This is a genomic window from Bradyrhizobium sp. 41S5, from assembly GCF_011516665.3.
Taxonomy (GTDB): domain Bacteria; phylum Pseudomonadota; class Alphaproteobacteria; order Rhizobiales; family Xanthobacteraceae; genus Bradyrhizobium; species Bradyrhizobium quebecense.
Map to the genome: position 1 here is coordinate 6379279 of NZ_CP083721.1, position 15399 is coordinate 6394677.

Consider the following 15399-nt stretch of genomic DNA (forward strand, 5'->3'; position numbering starts at 1 on the left):
CGAGGGAGAACATATCGTCACCACATCGTCTGTCGCGCGCGCTCCGGCCATTCGCGATCGTATTTTTCGCCGCCGACCGTGTGCTCGCTCATCTCGGCGAGGATCTGGCCGGGCGTCGGCAGGGCTTTCGGATCGACCCGCTTATCCGGATTCCAGAGGTCGGAACGCACGATTGCGCGGGCGCACTGGAAGTAGATCTCGTCCACATTCATCACGATCACCGTCCGCGGCGCCTTGCCTTCCATCTTGAAGGAGGCCAGGAGCTCCGGCTCAGCGGTGACATAGGCGCGGCCGTTGACGCGCAGCGTGCTGCCCGAGCCCGGGATCAGGAACAATAGCCCGACGCGTGGATCGCGAACGATGTTGCGTAGCGAATCGCAGCGATTGTTGCCGCGGCGATCCGGCATCATCAGCGTCTTGGCATCATGGATGCGCACGAAGCCCGGCAAGTCGCCGCGCGGCGAGCAATCGAGCCCCTCGGGTCCCGAGGTCGCAAGCGACACGAACGGCGATTTCTCGATGAGCACACGATAGAGCGGCGTTACGTGGTCGGCGACCTTCACGGTCGACGCGTCGTTCGGGATGCCGTAGATCGCCTCAAGCTGCTCGATCGTAGAGATCACCGACATTCGTGCTGCTCTCCTCGCTTGCTTTTTGACGCGTCTTCTTCATGCGGACCGGTATCCACTTCGCTCGAAAACGCTCTACTCGTCCCAGCGCTCGCCCTTGATGATGCGGACAAGCTGTCGCGCGTGATATTCGACGGTGCCGGAATTGACGATGGTGAAATCGGGCGTCGAGGTGCTCTCGTCGACGGTGCGGGCCAGCCGCTGCGCGAGCAGGCCGTCGCTGCTGCGCGCCCGCATCGAGAGCCGGGTGGCTAGCACGTCCGGCGGCGCCGTGACCAGCACCACAACGGCACTGGCATAGTTGCGGCGGGCCCCCGCGATCACCATGCGCGAGACGTTCGCGATCACGGTACGTCCGGCGCGGATATCGTCGTTGATGGCCCGCGACAGCGCATAGCGATGGCCATGTGCTTCCCAGTGCATCGCGTAGTCGCCGGCGGCGGCCGCTTGCTGGAAAGCCTCCGCGCCGATCTCCTCATTGTCTTCCGACGCCGAGGCCTGGCGGGTGATCAAACGGCGCGGAAACACGACGTCGCGATCATCGGCGCAGGCCGCTTTCGCCAGCCCCAGCAGCGTATCCTTGCCGGCGCCGCTCGGGCCGACCAGCAGGATCAACCGGCCCGGACCGATCGTGGTGGCGTGCTGCTGCGCGGCGACGGCAGGAACTTCGCTCATGCGACCCTGGCTCCTTCGCGCCAGACGCTGCGCACGACCGGCAAATCGCGCGCAACGTGCACGCGGATCAGATCGGCCCGCCTGCCGACCGCGATCTCGCCGCGATCGTCGAGGCCGACCGCCTCGGCGGGCGTCTTGGTCACGGTGCGGACGGCGGACGCAAGATCGATCGCCGGGACATGCCGCGGCAGCTGCAGCGCCGCCATCAGCAGGCTGGACGGGATGTAGTCCGACGACAGGATATCGAGCATGCCCTCATTGGCGAGATCGACGGCGGCGATATTGCCGGAGTGCGAGCCGCCGCGCACCACGTTCGGCGCGCCCATCAGGATGTCGATGCCGGCGGCATGCAGCCCGCGCGCGGCTTCCATCGTGGTCGGGAATTCCGCGACCGCGACCTTGTCGTTGACGGCGTCGACCACGTTTTCATTCGTGGTGTCGTCGTGGCTCGCCAGCGGAATCCTGTACTGATGCGCCAGCGCGACGATCGCGCGGGTGTTCGCCACGGCATATTCCTTCTGATAGGCGAACCGCCGTGCGAACAGCACGTCGAGCTGGGCGTCGGTCATGCCGCCGCCCTTGCCGCGGTAGTAGTCGCGCAGCTTCACCTCGTCGCGAAACTGGCGCTGGCCCGGCGTATGATCCATCAGCGACATCAGCCGCACGTCCGGCCGGTCGATCAGCTCCTTGGCCTCGGCGACGACATCAGGCATTGGCACCTCGCAGCGCAGATGCAGGAAATGATCGGCACGCAGCAGGTCCTCCTCGCGCGCGGCCGAGATCGCCGCCGCCAGCACGCCGGCGCGGCCGTCGACATCCTCGGCGCCGTCCTCGCGCCAGACCCGCAGCGAGTCCAACACGGTAGTGATGCCCGAGGTCGCGAGCTGGCCGTCATAGGAGATCACGGCCGCGACCGGATTCCAGAACACCTTCGGCCGCGGCACGTAGTGCATCTCGAGATGGTCGGTATGCAGCTCGATCAGCCCGGGCATCAGGAGATCGCCGCCGGCGTCCTCGGCTGCCTCGGGCGCCCTGCCCTCGCCGAATTCGGCGATCTTGCCGTCAGCGATCGCAACCCAGCCCTGCTCGATCACGCGATCGGCGAGGACCAGCCGGGCGTTGCCGATGATCGTGTCTTGCTTGGCGGTCATTTCAAACGATCCTTCAGGCAGCGGCGGCGAACGAGGTCACATCGACGATACGGTCGGCGATCAGATGGCGGATTTCGTCGTCATGGACAATCGCCACCATCGCGACGCCCTTGGTCTTTTTCTCCGCAATCAGCTCGACCACCACTGCGCGATTCGCCGCATCGAGCGAAGCGGTCGGCTCGTCCAGCAGCAGGATCGGCAGGTCCGAGATGAAGCCGCGCGCGATGTTGACGCGCTGCTGCTCGCCGCCGGAGAAGGTCGAGGGCGGCAAGGTCCACAGCCGCTCCGGAATGTTGAGGCGGCGCAACAGGCGCCCGGCGCGTTCGCGGGCCTCCCCGCGCGCTACGCCGTTGACGATCAACGGCTCGGCGACAACGTCGATCGTCGCCACCCGCGGCACCGCACGCAGGAACTGGCTGACATAGCCAATGGTCAAGCGGCGGATGCTCAGCACCTGCCGTGGTTCGGCGGTCGCAAGATCGATCACCTTGCCGCGGTGGCGGATGCCGATCCGGCCGCTGTCGCAGCGATAATTGCCGAAGATCATCTTCAGGATCGAGGATTTGCCGGCGCCCGACGGGCCCGACAGCACCACGCATTCGCCTGCTACGACGTGGAACGAGACGCCGCGCACCACCGGCAGCTCGACGCCGCCCTGCAGATGCATGGTGAAGGTCTTCTCGGCGTTGGCAAGTTCGATCATCGCGGTCATTGGCAAGCTCATGGCGGAAGTATCGAGGAAACGAGCAGCTGCGTATAGGGCTCGCGGGGATCATCGAGCACCTGGTCGGTGAGACCGGTCTCGATGACGCGGCCGCCTTTCATCACCATCACGCGATGCGACAAAAGGCGCGCGACCGCGAGATCGTGGGTCACGACGATGGCGGCAAGGCCAAGCTCGCTGACGAGATTGCGCATCAGGTCGAGCAGGCGCGCCTGCACCGAGACGTCGAGGCCGCCGGTCGGCTCGTCCATGAACACCAGCCGCGGCTCGGTGACGAGGTTGCGCGCGATCTGCAGCCGCTGCCGCATGCCGCCGGAATAGGTCTTCGGCGCATCGTCGATGCGGCCGACATCGATCTCGACCCGATCGAGCCAGGTCGATGCGGTGTCTCTGATACGGCCATAGTGGTTCCAGCCGACCGCCATCAGCCGTTCGCCGACATTGGCACCGGCCGAGACGCCCATGCGCAATCCCTGCGCCGGATCCTGGTGGACGAAGCCCCAGTCGGTGCGGAACAGGAAGCGCCGCTCCGCTTCGCCGAGCTCGGCGAGATCGCGCAGCACGCCGTCGCGCATCCGGTAGGACACCCGCCCCGCGCTCGGCGCGAGCTGCGCGGAGAGCAGTTGCAGCAGGGTCGACTTGCCCGAACCGGACTCGCCGACGATCGCCAGCACCTCACCGGGATAGAGCGCGAAGGAGACATCGCGGCAGGCCGGGAGCCGGCCGTAATTCTTGGCAAGCCGCTCGGCCACCAGCAGCGGCTGGTCGTTGTCGAGGCTCGAGAGCTCAGACATGCGCCTTCTCCTTGTGCGGCGCCGCGCTCTCGGTGCCGTGATGGCCGGCCGCCTGGCGCTGCTCGCAGAAGTCGGTATCGGAGCAGACGAACATCCGCCCGCCCTTGTCGTCGGTGACTATCTCGTCGAGATAGGAATTGTCGGCGCCGCACAGCGCGCAGGGCGCGTTGAAGCGGTAACGCGTGAACGGATGATCCTCGAAATCCAGCGAGACCACGGTGGTGTAGGGCGGGATCGCGTAGATGCGCTTCTCGCGGCCGGCGCCGAACAGCTGCAGCGCCGCGCAATTATCCATCTTCGGATTGTCGAATTTTGGCGTCGGCGACGGGTCCATGACGTAGCGTGCATTCACCTTCACCGGATAGGCGTAGGCGGTTGCGATATGGCCGAAGCGCGCGATGTCCTCGTAGAGCTTGACATGCATCAGCCCGTATTCGGCGAGCGCGTGCATGCGCCGCGTCTCGGTCTCGCGCGGCTCGAGGAAGCGCAGCGGCTCGGGGATCGGCACCTGATAGACCAGCACCTGTCCGGCGTGCAGCGACGCCTCGGGAATGCGGTGCCGGGTCTGGATCACGGTCGCGTCCGTCGTCGAGGTCGTGGTCGCGACACCCGCGGTCTTGCCGAAGAACTTGCGGATCGAGATCGCGTTGGTGGTGTCGTCCGAACCCTGGTCGATCACCTTCAACACGTCGTCGGGGCCGAGGATCGCCGCCGTCACCTGCACACCGCCGGTGCCCCAGCCATAGGGCATCGGCATCTCGCGGCTCGCGAACGGCACTTGATAGCCCGGGATCGCGATCGCCTTCAGGATCGCGCGGCGGATCATTCGTTTGGTCTGCTCGTCGAGATAGGCGAAATTGTACGTCGGCGCGTTCATTCCGCGGCCTCCTGCATTTCCACGGCATCGTTGGCTTCCGCGAACTCCTGCCGCAGCTTGCGCAGCAGGCCGAGCTCGGACTGGAAGTCGACGTAATGCGGCAGCTTGAGATGCTCGACGAAGCCGGTCGACTGGACATTGTCGGAGTGCGACATCACGAATTCCTCGTCCTGCGCCGGCGCTTCCGCCTCCTCGCCAAGTTCGCGTGCGCGCAGCGCGCGGTCGACCAGCGCCATCGACATGGTCTTGCGCTCGCTCTGGCCGAACGCGAGGCCATAGCCGCGGGTGAAGCACGGCGCCTCGGTCGTCGAGCCCTTGAATTGGTTGACCATTTGGCACTCGGTCAGCTCGATCGAGCCCAGCGGCACCGCGAAGCCTGCGTCCTCGGCTGAGAATTCGACCTCGACCTCGCCGAAGCGGATCTCGCCGGCGAAGGGGTGATTGCGGCCGTAGCCGCGCTGCGTCGAATAGCCGAGCGCGAGCAGGAAGCCTTCGTCGCCGCGCGCCAGATTCTGCAGCCGCAGATCGCGATCGGCCGGGAAGCTCAACGGTTCGCGCGTCAGGTCGCCGACCGGTGCGTCAGCATCGGCCCGTGGTGACGATTCGATCAAACCATCGCGGCCGAGAATGTCGGTGACCCGCGGCGTTGCCGCCTGCGACGCTTCCGCGGTCATCGGCTGTTCCGGCACGAAGCCTTCTGCGAGCTGCGGATCGAGCAGGCGATGGGTGTAATCGAACGTCGGCCCCAGGATCTGGCCGCCCGGAACGTCCTTGAAGGTCGAGGAGATGCGCCGCCGCACCTGCATCTGGCCGGTGTTGACCGGTTCGGTGGCGCCGAAACGCGGCAGCGTAGCGCGGAAGGCGCGAACCAGGAAGATCGCCTCGATCATGTCGCCGCGCGCCTGCTTGATCGCGAGCGCCGCAAGCTCGCGATCGTAGAGCGAGCCTTCGGTCATCACGCGGTCGACACCCAGCGCGAGCTGCTCGGAGATCTGCGCCAGCGTCACCTCGGGCACATCGCGATCGCCGCGCCGCTCATGCGCGAGCAGCCGATGAGCGTTCTCGATGGCGCGCTCGCCTCCCTTGACGGCTACATACATCGCTCAAACTCCGCTAGCGATCAACCGCGTCGTGCGCGGGATCGCGACAATCTTGTCGTCATGGACCAACACGACGTCGATGCCGCGCGGGAACAGCGCTTCATTGATCGACAGTCGCTGGAACAGGTCGCGCGGCTTGATCATCGCCTGCAGCAGCGTGCTGCCGTCGATGCCGGGCCCCTTCAGCTCGAAGGCCAGGCCCTGCGTCAGGCTGTCGACCTGCAGGATCAGCGTGGTCGACCGGTCAGGATATTCGCCGCTACCGAGCGCGAAACGCTCCAGCGCCGGCAGGTTTGCGGCATCGCCGATCAGCGCGAAGCTTGCGATTGCGGAATCCGCAACCACCGGCGCGCTGGCGTGAAACTTCAGCCAGCGGGCAACATCCGGTATCGCCGACATCGCATCGTCGAGCCAGATCGGCGTATCGTGATCGAACAGCGTCAGCGCGATCGCGGCCGCGCCGCGCATCAAGCCGGCGGGCGTTCCGACATCAGCGGAGACGCGCTGCACGCTGCCCGGGCGCGCCATCGCATCCATCACGGAGCGGAACGTGGATTGCGCCGACAGCACCTTGTCGGCAAAGCCTGCGGGCATTTCGGCAATCGTCGTCATTGCATCACCCCTCACCGCGCACCATCGTGTAGAAATCAACCCGGGTCGCCGCGGTCTCCGCGGCCTTGCGCGCGCGTTCGGCATTCATGGCGACACGCAGCGGCGCGATCACCTTTGCCTCCACCTCGCCGGACAATTCTGTCGACTGCACCATGGCGTCGCACAGCGCGATCATCTGCGCCTTGTGCGCATCGCGGCCGAGCGTGTAGCCGAAGCCGACCTCGCCGGTCGCAAGCCGCACCGCCGCGCGCGACACCGTCGCCTCGCCGAGATTGAACGGCGCACCGTCGCCGCCGATCCGCCCGCGCATCATCACGAGGCCGTTCTCCGGCTCGCGCAGGTTTTCATGCGTCGGCACCGCAATCGCCGCCAGCCGGCCTGCGATGTCGGCCGCGGCGGAGTGCGCCAGCACCGTCATCGCGGCCTTGCGCTGGGCCTGTTTGCTGTCTGGTCCGGTCGAACTCATGGTCGAATTCATGGGCAACCTTTGGCAACCTTGCTTGCATCGAGTTGTCTATGATACTAGACAACTTGATAGCCGAGCGCCATGACTGTTTCGTGACAAACCGAAGATTTCTGGTATCACCGCGCCATGAGCATGCAGGAAAGTTCCGGCGTCGCCTTGTGGCGGCAGGTCGCTGACGGCATCGAGCGCGGCATCGCCGACGGCCGCTTTGCTGCGGGCGAAAAGCTGCCCGGCGAGATGGAGATCGCCGAGACTTACCGGGTCAACCGCCACACCGTGCGGCGGGCGCTCGCCGCACTCGCCGAGCGCGGCCTAGTGCGCGCCGAGCGCGGCAGCGGCACCTATGTCGAGGCCCAGCGCCTTGCCTACCCCCTGCGTTCGCGCACGCGGTTCTCGGAGATCGTCGGCGCCGGTGGCCACGAGCCGCGCGGCCAGCTGATCGATGCAGGCAGCGACATCGCCAATCGCGAGATCGCGCGCGAGCTCGGCCTGAAGATCGGTGCGCCGCTGATCAGGATCGAGGCGGTGCGGCTCGCCGACCGGACGCCGATCTGCGTTTCCACCACCTGGCTGTCGGCCGAGCGGTTTCCCGATGCCGGCAGCGTGTTCGCCGGCGTTCGCTCGATGACGAAGCTGCTCGGGCATTACGGCGTGAAGGATTACCACCGCGCCTCGACCCGGATCACCGCGGCGATCGCCGATGCGACCGACGCCGCGCGGCTCGATCTGCCGCTGGGCCGGCCGGTGCTGGTGGTCGACGCGACCGATGTCGATATGCTGGACCACCCGCTGGTGACCAAGCGCTCGCGCTTCGCCGCCGAGCGCGTCGAGTTCCTAGTCGAGAACAGCTGATCTCTCTGCCCCCTCGCCCCGCTTTTGCGGGGAGAGGGTTGGGGTGAGGGGCTATCTCCGCGAATCCGACAGACGTGAATACGGGGACACCCCCCTTACCCGGATTGCTTCGCAATCCGACCTCTCCCCGCAAGCGCGGGGCGAGGTAACCTCCTACACCACCGCCCTTTGGCCGATGATGGCAAAGCGCAGCTTGCTCGAGATGAAATCGATCGCGGCGACCGCGATCAGGATCATCAGGATCAGGAACGACACCTTCTGCCATTCCAGCACGCGGATCTGCTCGGCGAGTTGCAGGCCGATGCCGCCGGCGCCGACGATACCGATGATGGTGGCCGACCGCGTGTTCGATTCGATGAAGTAGAGTACCTGCCCGGCGATCACAGGCAGCACCTGCGGCAGCAGGCCGAAGCGGATTTCATGCAGCGCGTTGCCGCCGGAGGCGCGGATGCCCTCGACCTGCTTGCGGTCCGCGGCCTCGATCGCCTCCGAGAACAGCTTTCCGAACGCGCCGAAGTCGGAGACCATGATCGCCAGCACGCCAGCGAACGGGCCGAGGCCGACGACGTTGATCCAGACCAGCGCCCAGATCAGCGTGTCGACGCCGCGGATCGAATCCAGGAAGCGGCGCACCGGAAAGCGGATCAGGTTCGAGGGGATGATGTTGCGCGCCGCCAAGAGGCTGACCGGCAGCGCGAAGAGTGCCGCAAGCGTGGTGCCGAGCAACGCGATCGACAGCGTCTCGCCGAGCGCCTGCATGTAGAGCGGGAACGACGAGCCGGGGTTCGGCGGGATCATCATCATGGTGATCCAGCCGAGTTGGCTCATCCCTGAGATCAGCTTCGTCGGCGAGAAATCGAGATCGACCAAGCCGTAGACGAAGATCGCGAGCGCTGCCACGATCGTGGCCGGCATCGCCAGCCGCGCCGACGCGGGGCGTTCGAACACGCCAGGGTATTTCGCACGCAAGTCCGCGGTGTCCGGCTTCGGCAGCTGGCTCATCGCCGGGTCTCCTTGCCGAACAGCCGGCCGCGCAGCCAGCCGGTCGAGATGTCGATGATGAAGACGGTGACGATGATGGTGACGAGGATCGCACTGACGTCGGAATAGTAGAACTTGCGGATCGCGACCACGAGCTCCTGCCCGATGCCGCCGGCACCGACGAAGCCCATCACCGACGCCTCCCGGACATTGATCTCGAAGCGCAGCAGCGCATAGCTGGCATAGCCCGCCGAGACCTGCGGCAGGATGGCAAAGCGCATGCAGGACAGCCAGCTCGCGCCGGTGGAGCGGATGCCCTCGACCGGCTTCATGTCGGCATTCTCGACGATCTCGGCGAACAGCTTGCCGAGCGCCCCGGTGGTGTGGATCGCAATCGCCAGCACGCCGGCCATCGGCCCGAGGCCGAACGCGATCACGAAGATCAGCGCGAACACGATGCCCGGCACGGTGCGGGCGAATTCAAGCAGGCGACGGACGGTAAAGCGCACCCATGGTCCCGGCGAGGTGTTCTGGGCCGCGAAGAAATTCAGCGCAAACGCGAACACAGCACCGGTCAAGGTGCCGACATAGCTGATCAGGAGGGTCTCACCGAGCAGCCGCAGCCATTTCTTCAGGCCCCAGAACCATTCCACCGGATCGGTCCAGACCCGCGCACCGGAATCCAGCGTCAGGATGCGGTCGAAATAGCTGACGAAGTTGCCGAAATAGGTGAAGAACGTGTGCAGGTTCACGTCGGCGCCGAGCGCCGCGATAAACAGCGCCGCGCAAAACACCGCGGCCGCCACCGTCGCCTTCAGCCGCTTGCGCGCGACCGCCTTGCGATAGGCATCGTTCAGCGTCGCCAATTGCTGCGCTGGAAGGATGGAAATGGCGGTCGCCATCGATGCGGGCCAGTCTGCTCGAGGGGTGAACGAAAAGGGCCGGGTTGTCGAAACCCGGCCCAGTTCAACGGCGATGTGCGATCAGGAGCCCTTCTTGCGTAGAGCGTCGACGAACTTGATCAGCTCGATGGTCTTGTCGTAGTCGGCATTGGTGACCGGCTGCCACGGACGGTTCTTGCCGTCCGACAGCTTCTTGAAGGCTTCCGGATCCTTCGTCGGCATGTCGAGGAAGGCCTGCTTGATCTTCGCCTTCATGTCGTCGGGAAGGCTCTCGAGATAGGCGTAGGGCGAGTTGATGATCAGATCCGACTTCACGATGATGCGGAAGTCTTCCTTCTTCAGCGGCGTGCCGTCGCTCGACTTCACCATGTTCTTGGCGAGCATGCGGGTCAGGTTGGAATCATCGTCGGCATTCCACCAGTTGGCGGCGACGTCGACGGTGCCCTGCGCCAGCGCCAGCACGGCGTTCTCGTGGCTGCCGGTGAAGACGACCTTGGAGAAGTAGGTTTCCGGATCGATCCCCATCTGGTTCAGCTTGAAACGCGGCATGTTGTTGCCGGAGGTCGAGTTGGGATCGACCAGGCCGATATTCTTGCCCTTGAGGTCTTCGACCTTCTGGTACGGGCTCTTGGCGAGCACGTAGAACACCGAATAATAGCCCTTCGAACCGTCGGCATTGACGTCGATCACGAACGCGTCGGTCTTGACGCCGGTGAGGCGGGCGCGGGCGAACGACGCCGGGCCGTAGTAACCGATGTGGATGTTACCGGCGCGCTGGCCCTCGATGACGGCCGCGTAGTCGTTGGCGACGCGCAGGGTCACCTTGATGCCGAGTTCCTTCGACAGATACTCGGTGAGCGGACCGTAGCGCTCGGTAACGCCGGAGCCGTTTTCGGCGGGGATCACCGCGAAGGTGATTTCCGGATACTTGGTCTTCCAGTCCTCGGCCGAAGCGGATCCTGCGAATGCCAGCGCGGCGGCGCCGGCCAGAATGATGCGACGAGTGATCATATTACCCCTCTTTGGTAGTTACGCCTGTTGGCCGGGCGAAATGCCCGGTTGCCCTGTTCTTCGAAAATGCGCCGCTCAGGCCGCGGCAGCGGTGCCGAGCGCCGGAGCAGTTGCGCCATCGGGCACCGACAGCGGTGCCGCGCCCATGACGTCATTGGCCTCGAGGTCATAGAGCTCGCGGGCAATATGGTCGGTCAGCGCCGCGGGGGCGCCGTCGAACACCACGCGACCCGCCGCCATGCCGATCAGGCGATCGCAATAGGTTCGCGCCAGGTCGAGGGAATGCAGATTGCAGAGCACCGTGATGCCGAAATGCTTGTTGATGCGGAGCAGCGCATCCATCACGATTTTGGTGTTGCGCGGATCGAGCGAAGCGATCGGCTCGTCGGCAAGAATGATGTCGGGCTCCTGCACCAGCGCGCGGGCAATCGCGACCCGCTGCTGCTGGCCGCCGGAGAGCTGGTCGGCGCGCTGTGCCGCGAGTTGGGCAATATCGAACTGCTCCAGCGCCGACAGCGCCAGCGCCCTGTCCTGCTCCGGCCAGACCTGCGCCAGCGAACGCCAGGACGGGATCTGGGCAAGCCGGCCCATCAGCACGTTGGTCAGCACGTCGAGGCGGCCGACGAGATTGAATTGCTGGAAGATCATCGCCGAGCGCGCCCGCCACTGCCGCAGCGCCTTGCCGCGCAGTTCGGTGACATCGGTGCCTTCGAACAGGATGCGGCCGGAGGTCGGGTCGGCGAGACGGTTGATCATCCGCAGCAGCGTCGACTTGCCGGCACCGGAGCGGCCGATCACGCCGACAAAGCTGCCCGGCGCGATCGAAAAGGATGCGTTATCGACTGCGGCCTTTGTGCCGAACCGGCACGTCAAACCTTCCACCACCAGCATGCAATGCTCCAACCGCGTCGCGTTGGGCCATCGCTATCCCCGGTGCTTGACAGTTATGTGACGTGACGTTGCAGTGCGGCGATCGTCCACACCCTCCACTGCCGTTCGTTTGACGTCATCGCAACGTCATGATGTTGTCATCAAGCGTCCCGATGACGAGCCCGCATCTCCCCGGAAGCCAAAGATTTGCAAGATTTGCGGAGGCCCTGATGGCCGGAAAAACACTCTCGGTTGTGCCGACGATCGACCAGACTGCGTCGGTGCGCGAGAGCAAGCTCGGCAAATATACCGAGGTCGGCGCGCGCACCATTCTGCTTGAAGTCAGCATGGATGACTATTCCTACGTCGTGAACGACAGCCAGATCACCTACACCTCGATCGGCAAGTTCTGCTCGATCGCGGCGATGACCCGCATCAATCCCGGCAACCACCCGATGCATCGCGCGACCCAGGCGCATTTCACCTACCGCGCCAGCGCCTATTTTCCCGGAGAGAGCGACGACACCGACTTCTTCAACTGGCGACGTGCGCATCACGTGCATATCGGCCATGACGTCTGGATCGGTCACGGTGCGATCCTGCTGCCGGGCCGGAACGTCGGAACCGGCGCAGTGATTGCCGCCGGCGCGATCGTGACCAAGGATGTGCCCGCCTACACCATCGTTGCCGGTAATCCGGCGCGTCCGGTCAAGCGGCGCTTCTCCGAGACAGCAGCGGATCGCCTGACAGCACTCGCGTGGTGGGACTGGGGTCACGAAACGCTTCGTCGTGTCCTGCCCGACTTCCGCACGCTCGCGGTCGAGGAATTTCTCGACAAGTACGAGGCCGAGGCCGTATCCCAATCACAGAATCAATAACGGAGCACCGTATCGTGACGGACATTTTCATCGAGGGCGGACGCGCGCTGGTTGACGGTGCCTTGGTCGGGACCTCGCTGCGGACCTCAGGCCGCGACATCGGCGCGCTCGACGCCGAACAGGGCCGCGCCGCACTCCACATCAATGCCGGCGGCCTGCTGGTGCTGCCCGGCATCATCGATCTGCACGGCGATGCGTTCGAGCGGCAGATGATGCCGCGCCCCGGCGTCGATTTCCCGACCGACGTGGCGCTGATCGACAGCGACCGGCAGGCGATCGCCAACGGCATCACCACCGTCTTCCATGGCACGACCTGGTCGTGGGAGCCCGGCCTGCGCAGCGCGGAGAATGCGCGCAAGCTGCTCGATGCGATCGAGGCGCTGCGGCCGCAGCTCGCCGCCGATACGCGCTTCCACCTGCGTCACGAGACCCACAATCTCGAAGCCGAAGCCGAGATCATTCAATGGCTCACCGAAGGCCGCATCGACCTGTTCGCCTTCAACGACCACAGCAACGTCAAGCCGAAGAAGCGCAACCAGCTGGCCGAACGCACCGGGCTCTCCATCGAGGCCGTCAACGACATGCTCGATCGGATCGTAGCGCGCCGTCCCGCGGTGCCCGCCTCGATCGCGCGACTGGCGGCCGCGGCACGCGAGGCGAACATTCGGATGCTCTCGCATGACGACAACACGCCGGCGATGCGCCAGGAGTTTCGCGCGCTCGGCGCCACGATCGCCGAATTCCCCGTCAATGAAGAGACCGCGCGCGATGCCGCGGCGGCGGGCGACTTCATCGTGTTCGGCGCGCCGAACGTGGTGCGCGGCGGCAGCCACACCGGCTGGACCAAGGCATCCGACATGATCGCACAGGGCCTCTGCTCGGTGCTGGCGTCGGACTACTATTATCCGGCGCAACTGCTCGCCGCGTTCCGCCTCGCCGCCGATGGCATCCTGCCGCTAGCCAAGGCCTGGGACCTGATCTCGTCGGCGCCGGCACGCGCGGCAGGGCTTGCCGATCGCGGCGTGATCGCTACGGGCCGCCGCGCCGATCTCATCGTCGTCGACGACAAGGTGCCGCTGCGGCCGCGCATCGTCGCCGTGATATCAGCCGGACGGCTGTTGCATCTGGCAGACGCGAGCTGCCTTGTTCACTCGCTCGCCCCGCGCAAAACGGTTGCGGCAGCATAGTCAGGACCTATTCTGCTGCCATGGCCAACACTCCGCGCTACGCGATCTATTATTCGCCGTCACCCGACAGCGCCCTGCACCGCTTCGGTTCGACGATGCTCGGCTACGACGCCGTGTCAGGCGACGACCTGCCGTTTCCCGACGGCGTCGCACCCGACTGGCGCGAGGTGACGGAGGACCCGCGCAAATACGGTTTTCACGCCACGCTGAAGGCGCCGACCGCGCTCGCCGATGGCAGGAGCGAGTCCGAGCTCCTCGATGCCTGCGCTGCCTTCGCCGGCCGCGCGCGGCGTATTCCGGTGATCCTGCCTGTTGTCGATGTCATCAGCGGCTTCATCGCCGTGATCCCGGCGAGCCGCTCGGATGATCTGCAACAGCTTGCCGCCGATTGCGTCACCGAATTCGACACCTTCCGTCCGCCGCTGACGCCGGAAGATCGCGCGCGGCGCAGACCCGACCGGCTCACGGAGCGGCAGCGCGACTATCTCGATCGCTGGGGCTATCCTTACGTCATGGAGGAATTCCGCTTCCACATGACCCTGACCGGACGGCTGAGCGAGGAGCGGCGCGGCCCGATCGTGGCGCGGCTGCGCGAGCGGTTCGCGGCGATCGACCTTGCGACGCTCGCGATCGACCGCATCGCGCTGTTCAAGCAAGCCGACAGCGCATCCCGCTTCCGCATCATCGGCAGCTGGCCGTTGCGGGCGTAGCGACGACGCTACTCGTCCACCCGGGTGCGGGCGATGATCTCGGCAGCGCCCTTCGCGAGCAGTTCCATCCCGACGGCGCGGCCGAGTTCGCGCGGCCGGTCGGCCGGTCCGCGCCGCGTCACCTCGATGAAGCCGGCACCGGCCTCGTCGAGCACGGAGGCGCGCAGCGTCATCTCGTTTCCGGCGAGCGTGGCGTGGCCGGCGATCGGCGAATTGCAATGGCCGTTGAGCACCCACAGCACCTCGCGCTCGGCCTCGGCGGCAAGCCGCGACTGCGCATTGTCGATCCCGGCGAGCCGCGCCCGCGTCGCCCAGTCGGTCTCGACGCATTCGACCGCGACGATGCCCTGGCCGACCGCCGGCAGCATCTCGTCGACGGAGAAATCATGCGCGATGCGCGCGATCATGCCGATACGCTCGAGGCCGGAACGCGCCATCACCAGCGCATCCGCCGGCCCCACCTCGCCGCCATCGGGCAGCCGCTGCTTGGCACCGCGATCGAGTTTTGCAATTCGCGTGTCGGCGGCACCGCGGAAATGAATTACCGTCGCCTCGGGGAACAGCCGGCGCAGATAGGCGGCGCGGCGCACGGCATTGGTGCCGATCATGAAGCCCTTGCCGCGCGAGGCGCGAAACGCATCCAGCGTCAGGCCCGGCCGCAACACGAGGCTGTCATTGGCGGCATCGCGCGCCAGCATCGCGGCAAGGACGAGACCCGGCGTCTCCTCATTGCCCGGCACGTCCTTCAGCGAATGCATCGCCGCCTGCAGCGTGCCGGCACGCATGGCTTCGCGGATCTCGGCGACGAAGGCGCCGCCCTTGCCGCCGTGACGCAGCAGCTTGCTGGTCTGGTCCTGGTCGCCGCGGGTCTCGAACTTGACGATCTCGACGGCAAGGTCGCCCGCCGAGGCGCGCAGCAGCCGTGCGACCTCGTCCGTCTGCGCGAGCGCCATCGCGCTCTTGCGTGTCCCTATCCGCAA

Annotated in this window: 18 protein-coding genes; 4 read left to right on the forward strand and 14 right to left on the reverse strand. The window is 65.9% G+C overall.

Going from position 1 to position 15399, the window contains the following annotated elements; translation table 11 throughout:
* Positions 1-17 precede the first annotated feature (17 nt).
* The 9 genes from HAP47_RS30630 to phnG all read right to left on the reverse strand — a co-directional run bounded on the left by HAP47_RS30630 (position 18) and on the right by phnG (position 7028).
* On the reverse strand, positions 18-629 hold the full coding sequence (locus HAP47_RS30630) for a pyridoxamine 5'-phosphate oxidase family protein (RefSeq protein ID WP_173641372.1): 612 nt from the start codon (positions 627-629) through the stop codon (positions 18-20).
* 75 nt (positions 630-704) lie between these two features.
* On the reverse strand, positions 705-1304 hold the full coding sequence (phnN, locus tag HAP47_RS30635; RefSeq protein WP_173641371.1) for a phosphonate metabolism protein/1,5-bisphosphokinase (PRPP-forming) PhnN: 600 nt from the start codon (positions 1302-1304) through the stop codon (positions 705-707).
* Positions 1301-2455 carry an alpha-D-ribose 1-methylphosphonate 5-triphosphate diphosphatase gene (locus tag HAP47_RS30640; protein WP_173641370.1) on the reverse strand — a complete coding sequence of 385 codons (1155 nt, stop codon included), beginning with the start codon at positions 2453-2455 and terminating at the stop codon, positions 1301-1303. The genes phnN and HAP47_RS30640 overlap by 4 nt, the downstream gene beginning before the upstream one ends.
* 13 nt (positions 2456-2468) lie before the next feature.
* Positions 2469-3167: a phosphonate C-P lyase system protein PhnL gene (gene phnL / locus HAP47_RS30645; protein WP_173641369.1), complete on the reverse strand. Its 699-nt coding sequence runs from the start codon at positions 3165-3167 to the stop codon at positions 2469-2471.
* Between the two features lie 8 nt (positions 3168-3175).
* On the reverse strand, positions 3176-3973 hold the full coding sequence (phnK, locus tag HAP47_RS30650; protein ID WP_173641368.1) for a phosphonate C-P lyase system protein PhnK: 798 nt from the start codon (positions 3971-3973) through the stop codon (positions 3176-3178).
* A complete protein-coding gene (locus HAP47_RS30655; protein WP_016846424.1) occupies positions 3966-4850 on the reverse strand; it encodes an alpha-D-ribose 1-methylphosphonate 5-phosphate C-P-lyase PhnJ in 885 nt (294 codons plus the stop codon). Before HAP47_RS30655 ends, phnK begins: the two co-directional genes overlap by 8 nt.
* On the reverse strand, positions 4847-5950 hold the full coding sequence (locus tag HAP47_RS30660) for a carbon-phosphorus lyase complex subunit PhnI (protein WP_173641367.1): 1104 nt from the start codon (positions 5948-5950) through the stop codon (positions 4847-4849). Before HAP47_RS30660 ends, HAP47_RS30655 begins: the two co-directional genes overlap by 4 nt.
* Before the next feature lie 3 nt (positions 5951-5953).
* Positions 5954-6562, reverse strand: coding sequence for a phosphonate C-P lyase system protein PhnH (gene phnH / locus HAP47_RS30665; protein WP_173641366.1), 609 nt, complete (start codon positions 6560-6562; stop codon positions 5954-5956).
* Positions 6563-6566: 4 nt separating this feature from the next.
* A complete protein-coding gene (phnG, locus tag HAP47_RS30670; protein WP_173641365.1) occupies positions 6567-7028 on the reverse strand; it encodes a phosphonate C-P lyase system protein PhnG in 462 nt (153 codons plus the stop codon).
* A 126-nt stretch (positions 7029-7154) separates the two neighbouring features.
* On the opposite strand from phnG, the gene phnF reads away from it, so the two are divergent.
* Positions 7155-7880, forward strand: coding sequence for a phosphonate metabolism transcriptional regulator PhnF (gene phnF, locus HAP47_RS30675; protein WP_173641364.1), 726 nt, complete (start codon positions 7155-7157; stop codon positions 7878-7880).
* 153 nt (positions 7881-8033) lie between these two features.
* Here phnF and phnE (HAP47_RS30680) read toward each other — a convergent pair whose 3' ends face one another.
* The 4 genes from phnE (HAP47_RS30680) to phnC all read right to left on the reverse strand — a co-directional run bounded on the left by phnE (HAP47_RS30680) (position 8034) and on the right by phnC (position 11665).
* Positions 8034-8882: a phosphonate ABC transporter, permease protein PhnE gene (gene phnE, locus HAP47_RS30680; protein ID WP_173641363.1), complete on the reverse strand. Its 849-nt coding sequence runs from the start codon at positions 8880-8882 to the stop codon at positions 8034-8036.
* Positions 8879-9763: a phosphonate ABC transporter, permease protein PhnE gene (phnE, locus tag HAP47_RS30685; protein ID WP_173641362.1), complete on the reverse strand. Its 885-nt coding sequence runs from the start codon at positions 9761-9763 to the stop codon at positions 8879-8881. The genes phnE (HAP47_RS30680) and phnE (HAP47_RS30685) overlap by 4 nt, the downstream gene beginning before the upstream one ends.
* Before the next feature lie 81 nt (positions 9764-9844).
* Positions 9845-10774 (reverse strand): phosphonate ABC transporter substrate-binding protein, encoded by a 930-nt coding sequence (gene phnD / locus HAP47_RS30690; RefSeq protein ID WP_092124685.1) that lies wholly within the window; start codon positions 10772-10774, stop codon positions 9845-9847.
* 75 nt (positions 10775-10849) lie between these two features.
* On the reverse strand, positions 10850-11665 hold the full coding sequence (gene phnC / locus HAP47_RS30695) for a phosphonate ABC transporter ATP-binding protein (RefSeq protein WP_173641361.1): 816 nt from the start codon (positions 11663-11665) through the stop codon (positions 10850-10852).
* Between the two features lie 209 nt (positions 11666-11874).
* On the opposite strand from phnC, the gene HAP47_RS30700 reads away from it, so the two are divergent.
* Genes HAP47_RS30700 through HAP47_RS30710 form a run of 3 tightly spaced genes read left to right on the forward strand, consistent with a single transcriptional unit; the run spans position 11875 to position 14419 of the window.
* On the forward strand, positions 11875-12522 hold the full coding sequence (locus HAP47_RS30700; protein WP_173641360.1) for a chloramphenicol acetyltransferase: 648 nt from the start codon (positions 11875-11877) through the stop codon (positions 12520-12522).
* 14 nt (positions 12523-12536) lie between these two features.
* Positions 12537-13709, forward strand: coding sequence for an alpha-D-ribose 1-methylphosphonate 5-triphosphate diphosphatase (locus HAP47_RS30705; RefSeq protein WP_173641359.1), 1173 nt, complete (start codon positions 12537-12539; stop codon positions 13707-13709).
* Positions 13710-13729: 20 nt separating this feature from the next.
* Positions 13730-14419: a DUF1045 domain-containing protein gene (locus tag HAP47_RS30710; RefSeq protein ID WP_173641358.1), complete on the forward strand. Its 690-nt coding sequence runs from the start codon at positions 13730-13732 to the stop codon at positions 14417-14419.
* Between the two features lie 8 nt (positions 14420-14427).
* On the opposite strand, the gene hemC is transcribed toward HAP47_RS30710, so the two are convergent.
* Positions 14428-15372 carry a hydroxymethylbilane synthase gene (hemC, locus tag HAP47_RS30715; protein ID WP_231169017.1) on the reverse strand — a complete coding sequence of 315 codons (945 nt, stop codon included), beginning with the start codon at positions 15370-15372 and terminating at the stop codon, positions 14428-14430.
* Between the last annotated feature and the right edge of the window lie 27 nt (positions 15373-15399).

Excerpts from the sequence above, each read along its gene's own strand:
- phnD (WP_092124685.1), bottom strand. The coding sequence starts at position 10,774 with ATGATCACTCGTCGCATCATTCTGGCCGGCGCCGCCGCGCTGGCATTC.
- phnE (WP_173641362.1), bottom strand. The coding sequence starts at position 9,763 with ATGGCGACCGCCATTTCCATCCTTCCAGCGCAGCAATTGGCGACGCTG.
- phnL (WP_173641369.1), bottom strand. The coding sequence starts at position 3,167 with ATGACCGCGATGATCGAACTTGCCAACGCCGAGAAGACCTTCACCATG.
- HAP47_RS30700 (WP_173641360.1), top strand. The coding sequence starts at position 11,875 with ATGGCCGGAAAAACACTCTCGGTTGTGCCGACGATCGACCAGACTGCG.
- hemC (WP_231169017.1), bottom strand. The coding sequence starts at position 15,372 with ATGGCGCTCGCGCAGACGGACGAGGTCGCACGGCTGCTGCGCGCCTCG.
- HAP47_RS30660 (WP_173641367.1), bottom strand. The coding sequence starts at position 5,950 with ATGTATGTAGCCGTCAAGGGAGGCGAGCGCGCCATCGAGAACGCTCAT.
- HAP47_RS30655 (WP_016846424.1), bottom strand. The coding sequence starts at position 4,850 with ATGAACGCGCCGACGTACAATTTCGCCTATCTCGACGAGCAGACCAAA.
- phnF (WP_173641364.1), top strand. The coding sequence starts at position 7,155 with ATGAGCATGCAGGAAAGTTCCGGCGTCGCCTTGTGGCGGCAGGTCGCT.
- HAP47_RS30640 (WP_173641370.1), bottom strand. The coding sequence starts at position 2,455 with ATGACCGCCAAGCAAGACACGATCATCGGCAACGCCCGGCTGGTCCTC.
- phnG (WP_173641365.1), bottom strand. The coding sequence starts at position 7,028 with ATGAGTTCGACCGGACCAGACAGCAAACAGGCCCAGCGCAAGGCCGCG.
- phnE (WP_173641363.1), bottom strand. The coding sequence starts at position 8,882 with ATGAGCCAGCTGCCGAAGCCGGACACCGCGGACTTGCGTGCGAAATAC.
- phnC (WP_173641361.1), bottom strand. The coding sequence starts at position 11,665 with ATGCTGGTGGTGGAAGGTTTGACGTGCCGGTTCGGCACAAAGGCCGCA.
- HAP47_RS30710 (WP_173641358.1), top strand. The coding sequence starts at position 13,730 with ATGGCCAACACTCCGCGCTACGCGATCTATTATTCGCCGTCACCCGAC.
- phnN (WP_173641371.1), bottom strand. The coding sequence starts at position 1,304 with ATGAGCGAAGTTCCTGCCGTCGCCGCGCAGCAGCACGCCACCACGATC.
- HAP47_RS30630 (WP_173641372.1), bottom strand. The coding sequence starts at position 629 with ATGTCGGTGATCTCTACGATCGAGCAGCTTGAGGCGATCTACGGCATC.
- phnK (WP_173641368.1), bottom strand. The coding sequence starts at position 3,973 with ATGTCTGAGCTCTCGAGCCTCGACAACGACCAGCCGCTGCTGGTGGCC.
- phnH (WP_173641366.1), bottom strand. The coding sequence starts at position 6,562 with ATGACGACGATTGCCGAAATGCCCGCAGGCTTTGCCGACAAGGTGCTG.